The 17,947-nt window shown below is 51.1% G+C and carries 19 protein-coding genes and 1 pseudogene; 6 read left to right on the top strand and 14 right to left on the bottom strand.

The features are described 5' to 3' along the window. Positions 1-94: 94 nt before the first annotated feature. Together nrdA and nrdB are read left to right on the top strand one after the other, a co-directional pair. Positions 95-2,383 carry a class 1a ribonucleoside-diphosphate reductase subunit alpha gene (gene nrdA, locus V8L73_RS07100; RefSeq protein ID WP_347254499.1) on the top strand — a complete coding sequence of 763 codons (2,289 nt, stop codon included), beginning with the start codon at positions 95-97 and terminating at the stop codon, positions 2,381-2,383. A 108-nt stretch (positions 2,384-2,491) separates the two neighbouring features. After that, positions 2,492-3,628 (top strand): class Ia ribonucleoside-diphosphate reductase subunit beta, encoded by a 1,137-nt coding sequence (gene nrdB / locus V8L73_RS07095; RefSeq protein ID WP_027274410.1) that lies wholly within the window; start codon positions 2,492-2,494, stop codon positions 3,626-3,628. A 44-nt stretch (positions 3,629-3,672) separates the two neighbouring features. Here the strand turns inward: nrdB and V8L73_RS07090 are convergent, their stop codons facing one another. The 7 genes from V8L73_RS07090 to V8L73_RS07060 all read right to left on the bottom strand — a co-directional run bounded on the left by V8L73_RS07090 (position 3,673) and on the right by V8L73_RS07060 (position 7,489). Continuing rightward, positions 3,673-4,023, bottom strand: coding sequence for a hypothetical protein (locus V8L73_RS07090; protein WP_347254498.1), 351 nt, complete (start codon positions 4,021-4,023; stop codon positions 3,673-3,675). 162 nt (positions 4,024-4,185) lie between these two features. Further along, positions 4,186-5,124 carry an Rpn family recombination-promoting nuclease/putative transposase gene (locus tag V8L73_RS07085; protein WP_347254497.1) on the bottom strand — a complete coding sequence of 313 codons (939 nt, stop codon included), beginning with the start codon at positions 5,122-5,124 and terminating at the stop codon, positions 4,186-4,188. 148 nt (positions 5,125-5,272) lie between these two features. Beyond that, positions 5,273-5,626, bottom strand: coding sequence for a hypothetical protein (locus tag V8L73_RS07080; RefSeq protein WP_347254496.1), 354 nt, complete (start codon positions 5,624-5,626; stop codon positions 5,273-5,275). A gap of 204 nt (positions 5,627-5,830) precedes the next feature. Beyond that, complete coding sequence (locus tag V8L73_RS07075; protein ID WP_347254495.1) at positions 5,831-6,331, bottom strand: Imm15 family immunity protein; 501 nt, start codon at positions 6,329-6,331, stop codon at positions 5,831-5,833. Positions 6,332-6,375: 44 nt separating this feature from the next. Continuing rightward, the gene (locus V8L73_RS07070; RefSeq protein ID WP_347254494.1) at positions 6,376-6,759 is read right to left on the bottom strand and encodes a hypothetical protein; all 384 of its coding nucleotides are present in this window, start codon (positions 6,757-6,759) and stop codon (positions 6,376-6,378) included. A 35-nt stretch (positions 6,760-6,794) separates the two neighbouring features. Then, positions 6,795-7,073: a hypothetical protein gene (locus V8L73_RS07065; protein ID WP_347254493.1), complete on the bottom strand. Its 279-nt coding sequence runs from the start codon at positions 7,071-7,073 to the stop codon at positions 6,795-6,797. 2 nt (positions 7,074-7,075) lie between these two features. Further along, the gene (locus tag V8L73_RS07060; protein WP_347254492.1) at positions 7,076-7,489 is read right to left on the bottom strand and encodes a hypothetical protein; all 414 of its coding nucleotides are present in this window, start codon (positions 7,487-7,489) and stop codon (positions 7,076-7,078) included. A gap of 192 nt (positions 7,490-7,681) precedes the next feature. On the opposite strand from V8L73_RS07060, the gene V8L73_RS07055 reads away from it, so the two are divergent. Beyond that, on the top strand, positions 7,682-8,002 hold the full coding sequence (locus V8L73_RS07055) for a hypothetical protein (RefSeq protein ID WP_347254491.1): 321 nt from the start codon (positions 7,682-7,684) through the stop codon (positions 8,000-8,002). A 65-nt stretch (positions 8,003-8,067) separates the two neighbouring features. Then, a pseudogene (locus tag V8L73_RS19835) lies at positions 8,068-8,196 on the top strand (helix-turn-helix domain-containing protein); the annotation flags it as partial. A gap of 48 nt (positions 8,197-8,244) precedes the next feature. Here the strand turns inward: V8L73_RS19835 and V8L73_RS07050 are convergent. The 6 genes from V8L73_RS07050 to V8L73_RS07025 all read right to left on the bottom strand — a co-directional run bounded on the left by V8L73_RS07050 (position 8,245) and on the right by V8L73_RS07025 (position 13,208). Further along, positions 8,245-9,222 (bottom strand): hypothetical protein, encoded by a 978-nt coding sequence (locus tag V8L73_RS07050; protein WP_347254490.1) that lies wholly within the window; start codon positions 9,220-9,222, stop codon positions 8,245-8,247. Between the two features lie 45 nt (positions 9,223-9,267). Further along, positions 9,268-9,972 carry a hypothetical protein gene (locus tag V8L73_RS07045; RefSeq protein ID WP_347254489.1) on the bottom strand — a complete coding sequence of 235 codons (705 nt, stop codon included), beginning with the start codon at positions 9,970-9,972 and terminating at the stop codon, positions 9,268-9,270. A 29-nt stretch (positions 9,973-10,001) separates the two neighbouring features. Beyond that, positions 10,002-10,352 carry an SH3 domain-containing protein gene (locus tag V8L73_RS07040; RefSeq protein WP_347254488.1) on the bottom strand — a complete coding sequence of 117 codons (351 nt, stop codon included), beginning with the start codon at positions 10,350-10,352 and terminating at the stop codon, positions 10,002-10,004. Positions 10,353-10,410: 58 nt separating this feature from the next. Beyond that, entirely contained in the window at positions 10,411-11,016 is a 606-nt protein-coding gene (locus V8L73_RS07035; RefSeq protein WP_347254487.1) for a hypothetical protein, read from the bottom strand. Positions 11,017-11,110: 94 nt separating this feature from the next. Beyond that, positions 11,111-12,412, bottom strand: coding sequence for an anaerobic C4-dicarboxylate transporter (locus V8L73_RS07030; protein ID WP_027274401.1), 1,302 nt, complete (start codon positions 12,410-12,412; stop codon positions 11,111-11,113). Between the two features lie 76 nt (positions 12,413-12,488). Further along, a complete protein-coding gene (locus tag V8L73_RS07025; protein ID WP_347254486.1) occupies positions 12,489-13,208 on the bottom strand; it encodes an aspartate/glutamate racemase family protein in 720 nt (239 codons plus the stop codon). Positions 13,209-13,785: 577 nt separating this feature from the next. Between V8L73_RS07025 and hypT the strand changes: the two genes are divergently transcribed. Next, positions 13,786-14,694, top strand: a complete 909-nt coding sequence (hypT, locus tag V8L73_RS07020) for a hypochlorite stress DNA-binding transcriptional regulator HypT (RefSeq protein ID WP_027274398.1) — start codon at positions 13,786-13,788, stop codon at positions 14,692-14,694. Positions 14,695-14,738: 44 nt separating this feature from the next. Here hypT and V8L73_RS07015 read toward each other — a convergent pair whose 3' ends face one another. Further along, positions 14,739-15,938: a nicotinamide mononucleotide deamidase-related protein YfaY gene (locus V8L73_RS07015; RefSeq protein WP_347254485.1), complete on the bottom strand. Its 1,200-nt coding sequence runs from the start codon at positions 15,936-15,938 to the stop codon at positions 14,739-14,741. Between the two features lie 320 nt (positions 15,939-16,258). On the opposite strand from V8L73_RS07015, the gene tyrP reads away from it, so the two are divergent. Further along, positions 16,259-17,467 (top strand): tyrosine transporter TyrP, encoded by a 1,209-nt coding sequence (tyrP, locus tag V8L73_RS07010; protein ID WP_347254484.1) that lies wholly within the window; start codon positions 16,259-16,261, stop codon positions 17,465-17,467. The last annotated feature ends 480 nt before the right edge of the window (positions 17,468-17,947 follow it).

The raw sequence follows: 17,947 nt of genomic DNA, 5'->3' as shown, positions 1-17,947 counted from the left end.
TTGTCGCCAGCGTCGGAATCTCCCGCTGAGCGATGGTTGGTGTCTTGAACGTTTTGAAAGACACACTTTTTTCACGGAAAGGTAGTATTACGCTATGAATCAAAGCTTATTGGTTACTAAACGAGACGGTCGCAAGGAACGCATCAACCTCGACAAGATCCACCGGGTTCTCGACTGGGCGGCGGAAGGACTGAACAACGTCTCCGTCTCCCAGGTTGAGCTGCGCTCCCACATCCAGTTCTACGACGGCATCCGCACGTCCGATATTCACGAAACCATCATTCGGGCCGCAGCCGATCTTATCTCCCGCGACACGCCGGACTATCAATACATGGCCGCCCGCCTGGCCATTTTCCACCTGCGCAAAAAAGCCTACGGGCAATTTGAGCCGCCCGCGCTGTACGACCACGTGAAAAAGATGGTTGAGATGGGCCGCTATGACGAACACCTGCTGACGGACTATACCCTGGAAGAGTTCGAGCAGATGGGCGAATTTATCGACCACTGGCGCGATATGAACTTCTCTTACGCAGCGGTGAAGCAGCTGGAAGGCAAATACCTGGTGCAAAACCGCGTCACCGGCGAAGTGTATGAAAGCGCCCAGTTCCTATACATTCTGGTCGCCGCCTGCCTGTTCTCACGCTACCCGCGCGAGACGCGTCTGGGCTACGTGAAGCGCTTTTATGACGCAATTTCCACCTTCAAAATTTCGCTGCCGACGCCAATTATGTCCGGCGTGCGCACGCCGACCCGCCAGTTCAGCTCCTGTGTGCTGATCGAGTGCGGCGACAGTCTGGACTCCATCAACGCCACCTCCAGCGCCATCGTGAAGTACGTTTCCCAGCGCGCCGGCATCGGCATCAACGCCGGCCGCATCCGCGCGCTCGGCAGCCCTATTCGCAACGGCGAAGCGTTCCATACCGGCTGTATTCCGTTCTACAAGCACTTCCAAAGCGCGGTGAAGTCCTGCTCTCAGGGCGGCGTGCGCGGCGGTGCGGCAACGGTGTTCTACCCGCTGTGGCATCTTGAGGTCGAAAGCCTGTTAGTGCTGAGAAACAACCGCGGCGTAGAAGAAAACCGCGTGCGCCACATGGACTACGGCGTTCAGCTCAACAAGCTGATGTACCAGCGCCTGCTGAAGAACGAAAACATCACCCTGTTCAGCCCGTCCGACGTGCCGGGGCTGTACGACGCCTTCTTTACCGATCAGGACGAGTTTGAGCGCCTGTACGTGAAGTACGAAGCGGACGCGTCGATTCGCCAGCGTCAGGTGAAAGCCGTCGAGCTGTTCTCGCTGATGATGCAGGAACGCGCCTCTACCGGCCGTATCTATATTCAGAACGTCGACCACTGCAACACCCACAGCCCGTTCGACCCGACGGTTGCGCCCGTTCGTCAGTCCAACCTGTGCCTTGAAATCGCGCTGCCGACCAAGCCGCTGGAAGACATCAATGACGAAAACGGCGAAATCGCGCTGTGTACGCTCTCCGCATTTAATCTGGGCGCTATCGACAGCCTGGACTCCCTGGAAGAGCTGGCAAGCCTTGCGGTACGCGCTCTTGACGCCCTGCTGGACTATCAGGACTACCCGATTCTGGCCGCCAGAAAAGGCTCCATGGGCCGCCGTACGCTGGGCATTGGCGTCATCAACTACGCCTACTATCTGGCCAAGCACGGCGTACGCTATTCCGACGGCAGCGCCAACGGCCTGACCCACAGGACGTTTGAAGCCATTCAATATTACCTGCTGAAGGCGTCCAACGAGTTGGCGAAAGAACAGGGAGCCTGTCCGTGGTTTAACGAAACCCGCTATGCGCAGGGCATTCTGCCTATCGACAACTACAAAAAGGATCTGGACAGTCTGTGCAACGAGCCGCTTCGCTACGACTGGGAAACGCTTCGTCAGGAGATCAAGACCCACGGCCTGCGCAACTCTACGCTGTCTGCGCTGATGCCGTCAGAGACGTCGTCCCAGATCTCCAACGCCACCAACGGCATTGAGCCGCCGCGCGGCTATATCAGCATTAAGGCGTCAAAGGACGGCATCCTTCGTCAAGTCGTTCCCGACTACGAAAAGCTGCACGGCAACTATGAGCTACTGTGGGACATGCCGGGCAACGACGGCTACCTGCACCTGGTCGGCCTGATGCAGAAGTTTATCGATCAGTCGATTTCCGCCAACACCAACTACGACCCGACCCGCTTCCCTGGCGGCAAGGTACCGATGAAGCAGCTGCTTAAAGACCTGCTCACCGCCTATAAGTACGGCGTGAAAACGCTCTACTACCAGAACACCCGCGACGGTGCTGAGGACGCACAGGAAGACCTGATGCCGGCCAAGGCGGAAGACGACGGCTGCGAAAGCGGCGCCTGCAAAATTTAATGACGCTTTTGGGGGAGCCTTTGCTCCCCTATGCCCGTTAGACTTCCGCGCCCGGCCCAAAAGCCGCGGCTTGCTGAACGATAAAGGGACAATTACGGGGATATACCAATGCCGCATACCTACACGACGTTTTCACAGAAAAAAAACGATCAGCTTAAAGAACCGATGTTCTTCGGCCAGCCGGTCAACGTGGCTCGCTACGACCAGCAAAAGCACGAGCTGTTTGAAAAGCTGATTGAAAAGCAGCTCTCCTTCTTCTGGCGCCCGGAAGAGGTTGACGTTTCGCGCGATCGCATCGACTATCAGGCGCTGCCGGACCACGAAAAGCACATCTTCATCAGCAACCTGAAGTATCAGACGCTGCTGGACTCCATTCAGGGCCGCAGCCCCAACGTGGCCCTGCTGCCGCTGATTTCTATCCCCGAGCTGGAAACCTGGGTGGAAACCTGGTCCTTCTCGGAAACCATCCATTCGCGCTCTTACACCCACATTATTCGCAACATTGTTAACGATCCCTCTATCGTATTTGACGACATCGTCTCCAACGAAGAGATCTTAAAGCGCGCGAAGGACATCTCGCACTACTACGACGATCTGATTGCCACCAGCAACTACTACCATCTGCTGGGAGAAGGCACCCATAACGTCAACGGCCAAAAGGTCGTTATCAGCCTGCGCGAGCTGAAGAAGAAGCTGTATCTGTGCCTGATGAGCGTCAACGCACTGGAAGCCATCCGCTTCTACGTCAGCTTCGCCTGCTCCTTCGCCTTCGCCGAGCGCGAGCTGATGGAAGGCAACGCCAAGATCATCCGCCTTATCGCTCGCGACGAAGCGCTGCACCTGACCGGCACCCAGCACATGCTCAACCTGATGCGCTCGGGCAACGACGATCCGGAAATGGCCGACATCGCCGAAGAGTGCCAGCAGCAGTGCTACGATCTGTTCGTTCTGGCGGCTCAGCAGGAAAAAGAATGGGCGGACTACCTGTTCCGAGACGGCTCCATGATCGGCCTGAACAAGGACATTCTGTGCCAGTACGTGGAATACATCACCAACATCCGCATGCAGGCGGTTGGCTTGGCGCTGCCGTTTGAAACCCGCTCTAATCCAATCCCTTGGATCAACGCCTGGCTGGTGTCTGACAACGTTCAGGTCGCGCCGCAGGAGGTAGAGGTCAGTTCCTATCTGGTGGGGCAGATTGACTCTGAGGTGAATGCGGACGATTTGAGTGATTTTGAGCTTTAAACTGTTAATTTAGATAAAAGCGGGGCAATGCGTCCCGCTCTCTTTCAAAAATCAATAGTGGCCAATTCCTGCGGTGAGATCCCTGTGATCCTCAGTACATCATCACGTTCCAGCCCGTTCTCTAACATCGTGCGGGCAATACGCAGCGCCTCTTCTTGACGACCCTGTTGCCAGCCTTCCTGTTTACCTTCTTGACGACCTTGTTGCCAGCCCTCTTGTCGGCCTTTCTGCCAACCTGCGGCGTGTAGCCTCTCTGCAATAGTCATCAACTCCTCCTTATGTTGCGGCGAACGCTTGGCAATCTGCTGGATAAATTCGTTGAAATCAGGCGCATCGCCGCAGCGTAGCATGTAATTAAACAGCGTTTCCCGTTGGGTGCTGGTAGCGTATCCCACGCCTGTCGTTTTTCTGCGCGTCGAGCAAGAACGCCGATTTGAGCGCGCCGTCGGCTTCCTCTGCGGTGGGCAATGCGGGCGCCTTATGGGTTTGACAGGCTGTTAACATTTTAGGGAAATCGAGTTTTCAGAAAGCGGAGGCAATGCGTCTCATCCGATTTTTCAAAAATTGATAGTCGACAATACCTGTGCTGAAATCCCTGTGATCCTCAGTACATCATCACGTTCCAGCCCGTTCTCCAACATCGTGCGGGCAATACGCAGCGCCTCTTCTTGACGACCTTGTTGCCAGCCCTCTTGTCGACCTTCTTGTCGCCCCTCTTGTCGGCCTTTCTGCCAACCTGCGGCGTGTAGCCTCTCTGCAATAGTCATCAACTCCTCCTTATGTTGCGGCGAACGCTTGGCAATCTGCTGGATAAATTCGTTGAAATCAGGCGCATCGCCGCAGCGTAGCATGTAATTAAACAGCGTTTCTCGTTGGATGCTGGTAGTGTATCCCATCGCCAATAGCGAGACTAGCTGCTCCACCAGACTCATCAAATCCCGCTGACGAATATGCTTTTGTATCAGTTCAAGCAGCGCTATGCGCCGGTGCTGCATAATCTCTTCATCGGGCGTAGTGGTGATATCTACCAGCGGAAACGGCTGGCAATAGAGCTGCCGCGCCAGCGCCGGATCGGAAAAAATATCCAACCAGCATAGCGTATGTGGGTAAGGGCTCTCCAGCCCATGATAAAACAGCATCGGTACTACTAACGGCAGCGTTTTATGGCCTTTATCCAAATGCCTTTGCATCACGTCCATTGCGTAACGTATCAGCCGGAAGGCCATAAGATTGTCGGGTGAGCTTTGATGCTCAACCACCACGTAAATATAGCCTTGACCCGTTGCGGTATTCACCGACCAGATCATATCGGAATGATATGCCCGCAAATCCTGTTTAACAAAACTGGCGGGTTCCGGTTTCAACGTATTTAAATCGCAAAGCTGCCGTAGCGCAGGAGGAAGATGGATGTCTAAAAAATCTCGCGCCGTATCGGGGTGAGATAAAAACTTTTTAAATACCGCATCATGCGGAGTGGAGGTAGTCACCTTTTCCATGGCAGTTCATCACTGGATTGACTCAATGGGAGAACTGTATCCGGAATCAGGTGTGGCAGCCGTTGGGCATTCTTGATACTGCGTAACCTATTCAGAAAAGAACGCGCCTGAGTATAAACGATTCATCGGGGTGCGAGGCGGTACGCACCTACGGCTTACTAAACGTCGCCACCCATTCGCCGCCGGTATGGGAAAAGGCGACCTGATCGAGATTGTACTGCACCTCGCCGGAGCCCGCCGGTCGGAATTCAGAATAGACGCTACAAACGAGCTTCTCCTCCCCCTGTGGAGAGCACGCACTCACTTTCGTTACGCGCAGGTGGCTGACGTCCTGCTGGATTTCATCCCTCGCTTCCAGGGTATCGTTTTTCTGCGCGTCGAGTAAAAATGCCGACTTGAGCGCGCCGTCAGCCTCGTCGGTAGAGGGTGCCACGGGCGCTTTATGGGCTTGGCAGGCGGTTAACAGCAGCAGCGCAGCGGAGGTGAGCGTCTTTTTTATCATTTTAGGTGTCGCGTTGGATTGTTGGTTGAGGGGATAAGGTAATGCAGGACGCGGTGGTTTTCTTTTGGGGAAATCAAGTTTTTGGAAACTGGCGGAGAATTTTTTAAAATGATGCGTTATAAAAAGAAAAGACGTTCTCTTTTACCACCGAAATCACCCAATACCGGAAGCAAAAACGGTTAATAGGGACTTATTGGCACTAAATCAATATATCGCTTTGTTCATAACATACACCCGCTTATTTTCTTCAAAACCGCCAGAGATAAGCACATCACAATCCGATACTCCAAGAGAAAACAAATACTCTCTCGTTAGGTTTTCTTCGGCAGACTGCGTCTCCCTATGATTTAAATGAGAAAGAAGCCATTTTTTTCTTCTAGAAACAAATATGTTTGGCGTTAAGCAGTTTATCTCTTCGCAATCATCCCAGTCGGTCAGGCTCAGGCAAATAAGATAGTCCTTGGCGTTTTCGCTATTAAGGTAGCGATCGGATAAAGAATAGCAGTGAGTGATTAAGTCAATGCATGCTTTTATCAATACCTTGTTTTTCTCATGAAAAGAAAGGGATTCTAAAAAAGAGATATGTTTCCACCTTGAAAACAGGGGAATTTCTTCAAAAGTTTCGTAGTCAGCGAAAAAAATCGATGGATCGTCTAACCCTTCTTTCTTTATAAGGCGCTGTATTTCTTTATCGAATTTATTCATAGCTAACTACTCGCATCTTCGGAAGTGGGATCCGCCTCTATGCTTTATTCATACTCCCTGTATTTACTAAATTTCGCTATCCAACCATCTTCACTGAAAAGCTCGCCGGATAAGCCATCGCTAATTTTAACGGCGTTTCTTTCACCGTTGTCGTTGCCCTCTTTCGAGATGAATAGCTTCATGCTTTCTTCATTTTGTTCCAGCATATCCAGAGTGTTATAAATAACTTCATCAATAGACATGAAAATGGCTTTTCTTAAAATATCAATTTGGTTTTCATCGAAGCATTTCAGTTCATTACTTAATGTAATCAATCTTTCTGATTTCATTTTTCCCGATAACGTGGATTCAAATATAAAAATGGCTTGATCTCTGGCATGTTTAATAAATTTTTTACCGAAATAATCGAGTAGCTCTTTATCTGACATGTTAATTTTCTCCTGCTTCATTCTACGTTCTATACCTAATCACCGTCAGCGATCAAAACTTCATCATCCTTGATGGCCATTTCAAGGAAAATGATAAACTCAATGACCTTAACATCCTGACTTTGTAAAAGATAATAAATCAAAACTTTCTGGTGTTCAGGGTAAATTCGCGCTTTTCCATAGGGGTTTATATGGACCCCTGTTTTTTGCCTAAGCGCCTCAAAAGCAGTGACAAACAGCTTCATATCGCTATCATGAATAGTAAATGAAGATTTACTACCATTACTATCTGATAAATATGAGATATCTAGCATAGTCACTCCCCTATTTTTATCTGCTTATACTTTTCTAACGCTTTCTCCCTAACAAAATCACTAGGATCGTTTTCAGCCATGTGCTTCAAAATGAAGACTGGCAGTCCTTTGTTAAAGATTAGCCTGGCTCGAATCCCCTCATCGGAGTCTCTAGAAAATAGAAGATACATATCTACATCAAGTGGATATTTAGCAGATATTGCTTCCCGAACGACAGGATTGTCATCTTTAGAAAGATAATCCATTATTTCTCTAGGGATTGTCCTGTTTCGCGCAACCCACACTCTCATGTCGGGATATCCCTTAATGAGTTCAAGCCACACGGGAACAGGCGCCTCTTTCCTTCCGGCTAGATTATATTCATTAGGACAATTACTGTTTATTAATTTTATAAATTCATCTGGTGTACTGATCATAACCTAGACCTTTATCATTTTCAGAAAGTTACATGTAATCCTGAGAAACTGATATGATACAGATAATGAAGTAACATCTAGAAAATTTATCTCCACTCTACTTAGGTATTTTTACATTACCTAGTTTGGTGAAAATAAGGAAATAATTTGGGCAGATGTGCTAAAGAACATCAAAGGCCTTAGAGGTATATTATGGATAATATTATTAAAAACAAGTGTTTTTTGAGTTTTATCATGATTGTATTAATAGCGATCCTGACTTGGATTTTTATTGGTATTGAGATAATTCATGGTGAATTCAAAGAGGATAAAAAATATGATTTTTTTATTAAAAAACATGCAAGTACACAGGTTTTCTTTATAGACCCAACAAATTGTAATGCTGGTTGTGATACGCCTGCGTTTAATGATTTAAATGAAAAAGAGCTTAAGCAATTTTCAGACTATTGCTTTTACCGATATGACCTGTTTTCTACAGAAAGATGTTATGACGCTTTATATAAGAAAGATTAGCTGGCTTGACTTTGTTGAATAAATCATATCTAGACAAGAGAACCCCTATCATTTTCAAATCATAATCCACCCTATCAAACGGCGGGTTCTTCCAAACTCTCTTTTATCCACAGGGAGAGAGGCTTATTACGCAGGCGCTGAACGTCCCGCCACAGGAGATTTGGCCTTCTCGCTATTGTGATAGGCCAAATTAACCTTTAATGTTTATTTCCCACGCCGTTTCAACAACGGCGCATTTAATCTCAAGGCTGCTGGCGAAAACGTTTCTCTAACCTGAGTAAATCTAATAGTTCAGCATCTTTCATATGAAATGCCATAGCATTAGGTAAACTGCGCCGAAAATCCGATAACTCGGTTAATTCATAGAAAAAATTATTTTCATAAAATGCTTTAATCGCCGTAAGCTCAGGCATTAGCTCCATCATTGGCACATTTACGCCATAGCCCTGACGGACCTGAGCCAGATTGCTCATTTTGACAATGCACTCTTCGCACCCTGCATTCACACCCTTTTCCCATAAACGGTAAGCATCCAGCCACCGACCTTCCATATCGGCAAGAACGCCGAGGTGATTGTAGGCATTCGCGTCGCCTTGTTCTATAGCGCATTCAATCAGACGTTTCCCCAAAGGATGCAGTTCCTGAGCGCGAATAACAATTGTCCCTCCCACTAACGACATGGCTTCCGGGCTGCCGCGTTTAACGGCCTCCGCGAGCAAGTAATACATAGCCATATCGTCTCGACCGTACAAATACGTCGCATATTTGTATGCGGCAATAGGTATGCCCTTCGCAACAAGCTCTCGAAGCCAGGTGGCGGCAACGTCCGCCGGCGTCTCTGCGCTTGGATATTTTATTGCCCAAACGCTATTCACATAGGTCGCCTTCCAGCTCCCCGCCTTTACCGCCGCAACGAGCAAATCTTCGCGTTGCTGTCTATGTTTAGCATCGCCCCAAAATCCCTCTATTTGATCGCCTTTCGAGGCATACTGAATAAAATCGCTGAACGCTTTTGCAGCCGCCGGACTCTCTTTCGGCGTGAATTCAGACTCATTTTGGCAAACAAATTTTTCATTCTGGAAATACTTCAGCAGCCCCGTATCTGGATTGATTCTACCCGCTGAATCAGCCCATGTTGGCGAGTGGTTAAAATCCTCCAGCTTATCCTGAGCGCTCACTGCTCCTGATAAAATAAAAAAGATTATTAAAAACTTATACATATTTCCTTCCCTTGAATGGATTTATATATTTTAGAAAAGAGCCAGTTATCTCCACGCCTGCCGTACTTCAGCAAGGCTATACTCCTTTGCGCCTTTTACCATAGGGCCAATCTTGTGAACCAATACGGCGTTCTTTGCATCGTAAAATTTTTCATCAAACGCCTGAATATCCAGCGAACTTAGGTAACTTTCCAACATAGCGGCTGTAAATCGGCTTTTTACTGTCCTGTTTTTATATTGCCGTATATCTTCAAACTGCTGTACTTCCCCGCCCGCATCAAAGGTCCATTTTGTACCTTCATTGACAGCGGCGATAGAACGCAGCGTATTGGGAATATCGATACTATTTCCGGAATAAATTTCCATAATAACGGCCCCAAATTTACCGGGTAAATCAGGAGAATAATGCATGCGCACGCCGGTACATCCAATAAGTTTGGCAAGATAGCTCACTGAACTGAACGCATCTGCACCTCTCCATCCGTTGTCAAAATAGGCGGTCCAACCACCGACAGTAGATACAAACAGTATTCTTCGCCTCTCAATGCTTGTTAACGGCAGCAGCTCCGGCAACAGCATATCGAGCGAATCTTTAGACATGAAAACGCCTGAAATATCAACGCCCCGTGGCTGGTGAACTTTCTTCATCCATTGAATATAGGCATTAGCAGCAACGTTAAGATCGCATTTCAGAAAACCAATTTCAGCGGTAAGCGGAGAGTACGTTCCCTGATATAATTCGACAGTCATTGGTTTTACCCTATTAGACATAGCGAAGCTCAAACCGGAACAAGATTCTCCACCGGCACCCACCCCTCCTCCTTGGAAGAATCATTCCGACACCATACCCAGCCGTTAAGCTCTTTTACCCCCGTCAAAACGTCCCCTTCATCGACGTCCATTTCCTTCGCCGTGTAGTCTTCCAGCGCTTCGCCTTCACTGTCGCTCACCCAGCGAATAACCTGCTTAGGCACCCAGCCTGCGATTTGCAATGCTGTTTCACAGTAATACCAATCTTCCCAGCCTTCATCTCCCTCATATTTTTCCCCTACGGCTAGCCTGTCGCCCTTGGAAAAGGTGATAGGGTTTGGGAATTCGCTCCGATGAGGCTTTATGACTTTATAATTCATGCCGTTCCTCCGTTAGTGGATATTATCTCGATCCGTCGTTATTCGGTATTTGTACTGCTCACCTAATAAACCGAAACGAATGAAAGATCAGCATCGCCTCATCCCTGGCCGCATCGCATTCATCCACCTGACACGTGAAGACTAATATCACTGACTTCTTGTTTTTATCGTCATTAATATACATCTGTTCAAAATACTTCAGAGGGTCGTCGTCCTGAATGGCCGTATATTCCAAGTGAATAGCTTTGCTTGAATACCAGCTGACGCTTTCTGAAGTCAGCAGTTTAACCGCTTTGAATCCATGCTCTGCCTGCAGTGACTTTTTAACCTCTTTACCGAAGGAAGCAGCAGACGTAAAAAGCAAAGAGTCATAATCGCTTATCGACACCAAAACGACGGGGCCGTATTTTTCACCCTCGTCATCCAGTCGGTATAAAATAAGGTCACCGTCGTCAACCGTCGCATCGCCCCAATTGTCCGCATAGCGAACCTCATAGCGCAGGTCTTTATCTTCAAACCTGTGGGGAAGATTTCTCGCCTTTTCCCGCTGCTCCGGTGATGACTGCAACACTTTGCTTTCAGGGCTTCTAATGTCTTTATCGCCACAGCCGCCAAGCAATAAAAGCGCCGCCAGCGCCAGAAAACCGCAAAACGCTCTTTTCATCAAGGTTCCTGTTCAAACCAACGAGACCAAATATACAAAAAAGGCCCCGCGATAAATCGCGAGGCCCGTCAGTATAACGCTCTCTAATTCTGCTTTACACCACCATCGGCGCCAGCAGGAACCCGAACGCCACGCCTGCCGCAATCCCGCCAAGGCCCGGCAGCATAAACGGATGGTTAAGCACGTACTTACCGACCCGCGTCGTGCCGGTGGTGTCAAACTCCATGGCCGCCAGCGACGTCGGGTAGGTCGGCAGCACAAACACCCCGGTCACCGCCACGTAGGACGCCAGAATCGCCCAGGTCGGCACGCCGAGCGCAACCGCCAGAGGAATAATCAACGGCGTGGTGGCGCCCTGCGAGTACAGCAGCGCACAGGTGCCAAACAGCACCAGCGCCAGCAGCATCGGATAGGCAGCAAGCACGTCGCCGGCGATCGCCTTGATCTCCACCATGTGGGCATCAACAAAGGTCGTACCCAGCGTGACGATACCCAGAATAACCGCCACCGAACTCATGCCGGCACGGAAAGTGGGCGCTAACACAACCGAGTCGGTCGAGGTTTTACAAAAGACCACCATCAGGCAGGCGGCGGACATCATGCAGATAATGATGATATCCCGCGTTCCCATCGGTTTGCCGATGTCAAAGCCCGGACGAAGGGACGGGAACGCGGCCAGCACCACGATAGCCACCGTCGCCAGCAGGAACAGCGCGACGGAAAGCTTGGCGCTCGGCGAGCCGCAGTCCTGCTTCTCTTCATACTTGCGCACCAGCCCTTTTTGCAGGCGCTCAAGGTAGACCTCATCATCCTCCAGCTCACAGCCCTGACGTGAAGCGATAAACGCCGCTACCATCGCCGCAACGAACGATGCGGGCAGGCACACCGCCATTACCTGAATAAAGGTGACGCCGTTGCCTTCCATAATGGTCAGCATAGCCGCCATGGCAGCGCTGATGGGCGAGCCGGAAATGGCGATTTGCGAAGCAACGACAGAGCCGGCCAGCGTCCTTGACGGACGAATGCCGGACTCCTTCGCCACCTCGGCAATCACCGGCAGCGTAGAGAACACGATAAAGCCGGTGCCCGCCATGATGGTCATCGTCCAGGTGATGATAGGCGCAATGATGTTGATGTACTTCGGGTTGCGCCGCATAAACGCGCCGGCGACCTTAACCAGGTAGTCCATACCGCCTGCGGCCTGTAGAGCGGACGCGGCGACCACTACCGTCATAATAATCAGAATAACGTCAACCGGCGGCGAACCGATAGGAAGGCCGAAGCCCAGCGTCAGTATCGCCAGCCCTAGCCCGCCGCACAGACCGATGCCTATCCCACCTAAGCGGATGCCGAAAAATATCGCACCCAGAACAACGATTATCTCTAACCAAACCATAACGAACTCCACCTTGTAATGTTATTAATATGATGAAAATAAAAACGTTAGTGCGTATCGGTCTTTCTTTATTGTTCTACTTCGTAAGCAAACAGCGCTTCCCCACCCGCTCCTCGTACCACCGAATCCCCGCCCTGACTAAAGCGCCGGTAGAGTCGACGTATTTTTCCGGATTGGCCGACACGGCGTCCGCCAGGATCACCGGCACTTCCGTACAGCCCAGCACGATAATTTCCGCCCCGCGGGCAAAAAGCGCATTCGCCTGCTCAACCATCATCTGCTTGGCGCGGGGAAGCTCTCCCGCCTTCAGAGCGTAAATGCTTTCCATCACCTGCTTCTGGCTCTCTTCATCAGGACGGATGCACTCAAGTCCTCGCTCCTCAATGCCTTTCTGGTAAAGCCCCATATAGAGCGTGGCGTTGGTCGCCAAAAGCCCGATGCGCCGCTTTCCGGAAGCCACCACTTCATCCATGGTGGTTTCTACGATGCTTAATAGCTCCACGTCGCAGGCGTCTTTCAGTTCTGAAAACCAGTAATGAGCGGTATTGCAGGGGATAACGATGCACTCGGCGCCTGCCACCTCCAGCCGCTTCATGTAGTCGGCCATGACCGGGAACGGCGACGCGCCGCCGTGCATCAGCGCCGTGGTTCTGTCAGGAATATCGGGGATAGAGGAGATAATTAATGGGATATGCTCCTGATCGCTTCCGGCCGAGGTAAACGTCACAAACTTATTGAACATATCCACCGTTGCCGCCGGCCCCATGCCGCCCAGAACGCCTATTAAACCTTTCACGTTAACGCCTCCAGATAACGCAATTAATTAATGAGAACGGGGCTGGCTTCCTTAATTTGGATATAAAGGATCCCCTGATGCTTAATAATGAAGAAAAGCACCACATCAATTAACCTTGTTAACATTAATTTTTCTTTTATCGCTGAATTAATGCCTATTTACTGCATAGCTGAATTACTCAATTCACTGTCGACTATATAACTACGCCCATTCGGGAAAAGAAATGCAAGTATGTATGGGTCGATGCAAAATCTGCATAACCATCGATCACACTCTGCGTTTAAGAGGCTCAACGAAGGAAAAAACCTGTGGCAATATGACCTCAAGGCTAGGCAACCTCACTGCCATTGCGGCTTTGGCAATGCATTCAGTTACGATGTCGGAAACGAAGGGGCTATGCAAAAATCAAATAGCGGTGTAAAACTAAAGGCAGGTAGCGAATGGGATTAAGGTGCGGCCTCTTAATCACTCTACGGCAGCGATCGCTTATTTTCTTTTCATGAATAAAAATAAATCCAAGAAGAAATAAACAAGAAACTTAGGCGTTGGAAAAATAGCGAACAACGGAAACAGAAAAATGAAAAATATAGAGACAAAGTGGCTGTACGATTTTTTGACGCTCGAAGCCAGCCGTCATTTCTCCCACGCTGCCGAAGAGCGAAATATTTCTCAACCGGCCTTCAGCCGCCGCATCAAGGCGCTGGAGTCCGCCGTGGGCGTAGAGCTGTTTGATCGCACCACTACGCCGCTGCAGCTTACCGAAGAGGGAAAGCTGTTTCATTCCCAAACCCGCAGCCTGCTCCAGCAGTTGGAATGCAACCTCAACGAACTGTCCGGCCGCAACCTGTTAAGCCTGCCCAACATTAAAATCGCCGCGGCCCACTCGCTGGCAACCGCCCTGATGCCTAAGCTTATCCACTCGCTCTCAGGCGTTGGCGGCGAATTCGTTTACCACGTCGAGGCGATCGACGTGGTGCAAGTGGTCAGCACGCTGAGGGAAGGAAAGAACGACTTCAGCATCTCCTTTTATGACGAAGACCTGATGCAGTCCCCCTTTTGCCACCTGAAAATCTTTGAGTCGGAGCTGTACCCGGTGTGCGCGACCGATAAATACGGGCTTCCCCGTTTTGACATCTATCAGCCTCAGGTGCCGCTGCTCAACTACACCAGCGCCTCCTACATGGGGCGGCTGGTCAACCGCCGCCTGGGCGAGGTGAAGGCCATCGATCCGAAAACGCTGTTTATGTCGTCGATGAGCGAGCTGTTGAAAAACATGGCGCTGGACGGCCACGGCGTCGCCTGGCTGCCCATCTACTCTATCGTTAACGAACTGAGGGAAAAACGGCTGGTGTGTCTGGATACGCCGGAGCTGACGATCCCCATCCAGGCCTACGTGTACAGAATGGACACCCGCCTGAACAAAACCGCAGAACACTTTTGGAACATATTGAAGAGCGGCATGCCGGAAGAGATTAAAAACCTGTAAAGCAAGAGCAAGGCCGCACCGTCGCCAGTACGGCCCGAAGGACATCAGCGGGAAATCGTTTCCTGCTTTTCCAGCCATTCGTGGTTGCCAAACGCGCTCTGCCCCAAAAGCCAGCGGGAAAGCATGTCCAGCGCCAGCGTAACGCTAACCTCCTGCTGCACCTTCACGCTGTGATTGCGTGGCATATAGCGAACGCGCTGCGCAAAAGCGCCCGCCGGCGTATGAAGCGCGACCGACAGTTCGCCGTTTTCATATTCGCCAACCGCCAGCCCAATCTGAGCGCCACGGGCGTCAGCAAAACTTTTTGCCTTCGCCAGCAGCGCTTCCAGTGCGCTTTGCTCGACGTTATGAACCACCTCGCCGCCGCAAAGCGGCGCGTTGGCCGATGATAGCGCCCAATTGAGCAGCCCGGCGCTAAAGCGCTCGCTCAGAGCCAGCGTAAGCCCGCGATCTTTCAGCCTGCGGGCGACGGTAGCGGGCAGCCCTTCCGTTCCCTCGAACAGCAGATTGTCGGCAACGCCCTGCTTTACCAGCTGCCAGGCGGCCTCCATATCCTCTCTATGCTCGGCCGGGCCGGTCAGCTTCAGCTCGATAATCGGCGCCGAGGAACGATAGCCCATCACACAGCCTTCCGGCAGCGGCAGCGCGTCAAACTGCTGGGCAAGGCCACTCTCCGTCCGACCGAAGGTCGTTAAGCGCAGACACAGCGGAGGCTGGGGCAGCGTATAGCGCTCGCGCAGTCGGGGCAGGATTTGGTCCTTCACCATCACCTTAAATTCGGACGGCACGCCGGGGGTAAAAAACATCAGGCAGTCGTTAATCACCAGCGAAAACCCACAGGCGGTGCCCACCGGGTTGTCCACCATCTCGGCATTGGACGGAAGCATGGCCTGCTTGCGGTTAGCGTCCGACATCGGACGCCCGCGATCGGCAAAGTAGCTCTCCATGCGGGCTATCCACTCCGGGTGTTCCACCAGCGTCACGCCTGCCGCCGTCGCTGCCGCCAGCGCGCTCAGATCGTCGCTGGTCGGGCCCAGGCCGCCGTTAACGATCAGCACGTCGGCGTAAAGGCTGCGCTGCAGCAGAGTGGAAACCAGACTATCGAGGTCATCCCCTACCGTCGTGCGCGTCGACAGCGGCAGCCCCTGTTGAAAAAAGAGGTCCGCCAGCCAGGCCGCGTTGGTATCCACGATTTGGCCGTGCAGAACCTCATCTCCCGTACTCATCATCTCAACTACCAGCATGTGCCACTCCCATCCGTTTTTATCCGCGTTGCTATGTTACGCCGCTTGTTATTGATAATCAGCTAAAAGAGTATGGCCTGCAGGTATTATCTTCACGTATCGATTCAGCACGACCTGTCTATTTTTCGCTCGCGTGTAAATTAAAAATTACACATGTATCAATAGTTTGACAGCCATAACTATCTCACATACCCTAGCGAACATTCCGGCCCTCTCGTCCCGTTTCCGTTTGGATGAAAGGCAGCCGCTAAGTCGCAGGCAAGCGCCGACTTACGCGTTTACCGCCCCCACATAACATAATGAATAAGAACGAGGTCCGTGTGAGAAATCGCACCTTAGGCAGTATCCTTATCGTGGCCGGTACCACTATCGGCGCCGGCATGCTCGCCATGCCGCTGGCCGCCGCTGGCGTAGGCTTCGGCGTTACGTTCGCCATGCTGGTTATCCTTTGGCTTATGATGTGCTACACCGCTCTGCTGCTGGTAGAAGTTTACCAGCATAACAGCGCCGACGACGGTCTAGGCACACTGGCTAAGCGCTATCTGGGCGCAGGCGGCAATCTGGTAACCGGCTTTGTCGTCATGTTCCTGATGTACGCGCTGGTTGCCGCCTATATCAGCGGCGGAGGAGAACTGCTGCTGATTAGCCTTAACGACGGCCTCGGCCTTAACCTGCCCCACGTATTCGGCCCGCTGGCCTTTACCGTTATCGGCGGCGGCATCGTTTGCATCAGCACCCATACGGTGGATTTAATCAACCGCATGCTGTTCAGCGCCAAAATCGTTTTTCTCGTCATTATGCTGGCGCTGATGCTGCCGCACGTGAAAAGCGTCAACCTGCTGACGCTGCCGTTAGAAAAGGGGCTGGCCATTTCCGCTATTCCGCTCATCTTTACCTCCTTCGGCTTTCACGGCAGCATTCCTAGCGTCGTGAAGTACATGAACGGCGATATCGCGAAGCTGCGCAAGATTTTCATCATCGGCAGCGGTATTCCGCTGGTTGCTTACGTGCTGTGGCAGCTTGCCACTCTGGGCTCGATTGATTCCAACACCTTCGTCGGCATCATCGCCGCCGAGTCCGGCCTTAACGGTCTGCTGCAGGCGGTGAAAGAAGTGGTCAGCACGCCGAGCGTGGAGATCTCGGTACGCCTGTTCTCCGCTCTTGCGCTGGCCACCTCGTTCCTCGGCGTTGCGCTGGGGCTGTTTGACTATCTGGCCGATATTTTAAAGCGCAGCAACACCGCTTCAGGACGGCTGCAAACCGGCCTCGTGACCTTTTTACCACCGCTGATGTTTGCGCTGTTTTACCAGAAGGGATTCATTATCGCTCTTGGCTTTGCGGCTATCGCGCTATCCGTTCTGGCGCTGCTGCTTCCCGCTCTGCTGGTGCTTCAAACGCGAAAGCTGCACCAGCAAACCTACCGCGTCGCGGGTGGGAACTTCGGCGTAATGACCGCACTGGTCTTCGGCGTGGCGATTATCGTCATCCAGTTCGGCATCGTGTTCGGCTGGCTGCCGCAGGTCGGCTAACCGCCTATATCCTTACCGTACGGGCCCCTGCGGCCCGTACGTCGCCTGCACCTCAAGTGCGTAGACCAAACTTCTGCATTTCGCCACGGACTTTCGTCATAAATATTCCTAAACTGTGAGCCGACCGGCTTATCTGAAGAAATCCCTCTTGTTATAAAGCCACTGCTATTGATAAGGACTTATCATTCAATAGGAACAGTGATTTAATGCTTATCATTATCCGATTCGCAGCCCATTCCAGAAATTTTCTAATTAAAACAGCGCATTTGCTCGGAGAAAAAATAATAAATAAGACATTCATCTTTTTCTTTAAACCCGCGCTTGGCCCGTTCATTGGCCTTTTGAGACCGACGGGAGACCAAACCGCTATGCATCGGTTTATCTGATTGAGTTAATAGAACCTAGCGATTGGATATAAAAGAACGATAGGCATAACAATAAAGGGGTACACCGAGATTAGGCGTACCCAGGACTTGTAAC

Origin of the sequence: Leminorella grimontii (assembly GCF_039789245.1) — a bacterium.
GTDB lineage: Bacteria > Pseudomonadota > Gammaproteobacteria > Enterobacterales > Enterobacteriaceae > Leminorella > Leminorella grimontii.
This window is presented reverse-complemented; position numbering and strand designations above follow the sequence as displayed.

Bases quoted from the DNA above. Each gene is read 5' to 3' on its own strand.
- V8L73_RS07040 (WP_347254488.1), bottom strand. From the start codon at position 10,352: ATGAATTATAAAGTCATAAAGCCTCATCGGAGCGAATTCCCAAACCCT.
- nrdA (WP_347254499.1), top strand. From the start codon at position 95: ATGAATCAAAGCTTATTGGTTACTAAACGAGACGGTCGCAAGGAACGC.
- V8L73_RS07045 (WP_347254489.1), bottom strand. From the start codon at position 9,972: ATGACTGTCGAATTATATCAGGGAACGTACTCTCCGCTTACCGCTGAA.
- V8L73_RS07015 (WP_347254485.1), bottom strand. From the start codon at position 15,938: ATGCTGGTAGTTGAGATGATGAGTACGGGAGATGAGGTTCTGCACGGC.
- V8L73_RS07060 (WP_347254492.1), bottom strand. From the start codon at position 7,489: ATGATCAGTACACCAGATGAATTTATAAAATTAATAAACAGTAATTGT.
- V8L73_RS07085 (WP_347254497.1), bottom strand. From the start codon at position 5,124: ATGGAAAAGGTGACTACCTCCACTCCGCATGATGCGGTATTTAAAAAG.
- V8L73_RS07055 (WP_347254491.1), top strand. From the start codon at position 7,682: ATGGATAATATTATTAAAAACAAGTGTTTTTTGAGTTTTATCATGATT.
- nrdB (WP_027274410.1), top strand. From the start codon at position 2,492: ATGCCGCATACCTACACGACGTTTTCACAGAAAAAAAACGATCAGCTT.
- V8L73_RS07075 (WP_347254495.1), bottom strand. From the start codon at position 6,331: ATGAATAAATTCGATAAAGAAATACAGCGCCTTATAAAGAAAGAAGGG.
- V8L73_RS07070 (WP_347254494.1), bottom strand. From the start codon at position 6,759: ATGTCAGATAAAGAGCTACTCGATTATTTCGGTAAAAAATTTATTAAA.
- V8L73_RS07050 (WP_347254490.1), bottom strand. From the start codon at position 9,222: ATGTATAAGTTTTTAATAATCTTTTTTATTTTATCAGGAGCAGTGAGC.
- hypT (WP_027274398.1), top strand. From the start codon at position 13,786: ATGAAAAATATAGAGACAAAGTGGCTGTACGATTTTTTGACGCTCGAA.
- V8L73_RS07080 (WP_347254496.1), bottom strand. From the start codon at position 5,626: ATGATAAAAAAGACGCTCACCTCCGCTGCGCTGCTGCTGTTAACCGCC.
- V8L73_RS07065 (WP_347254493.1), bottom strand. From the start codon at position 7,073: ATGCTAGATATCTCATATTTATCAGATAGTAATGGTAGTAAATCTTCA.
- V8L73_RS07030 (WP_027274401.1), bottom strand. From the start codon at position 12,412: ATGGTTTGGTTAGAGATAATCGTTGTTCTGGGTGCGATATTTTTCGGC.
- V8L73_RS07035 (WP_347254487.1), bottom strand. From the start codon at position 11,016: ATGAAAAGAGCGTTTTGCGGTTTTCTGGCGCTGGCGGCGCTTTTATTG.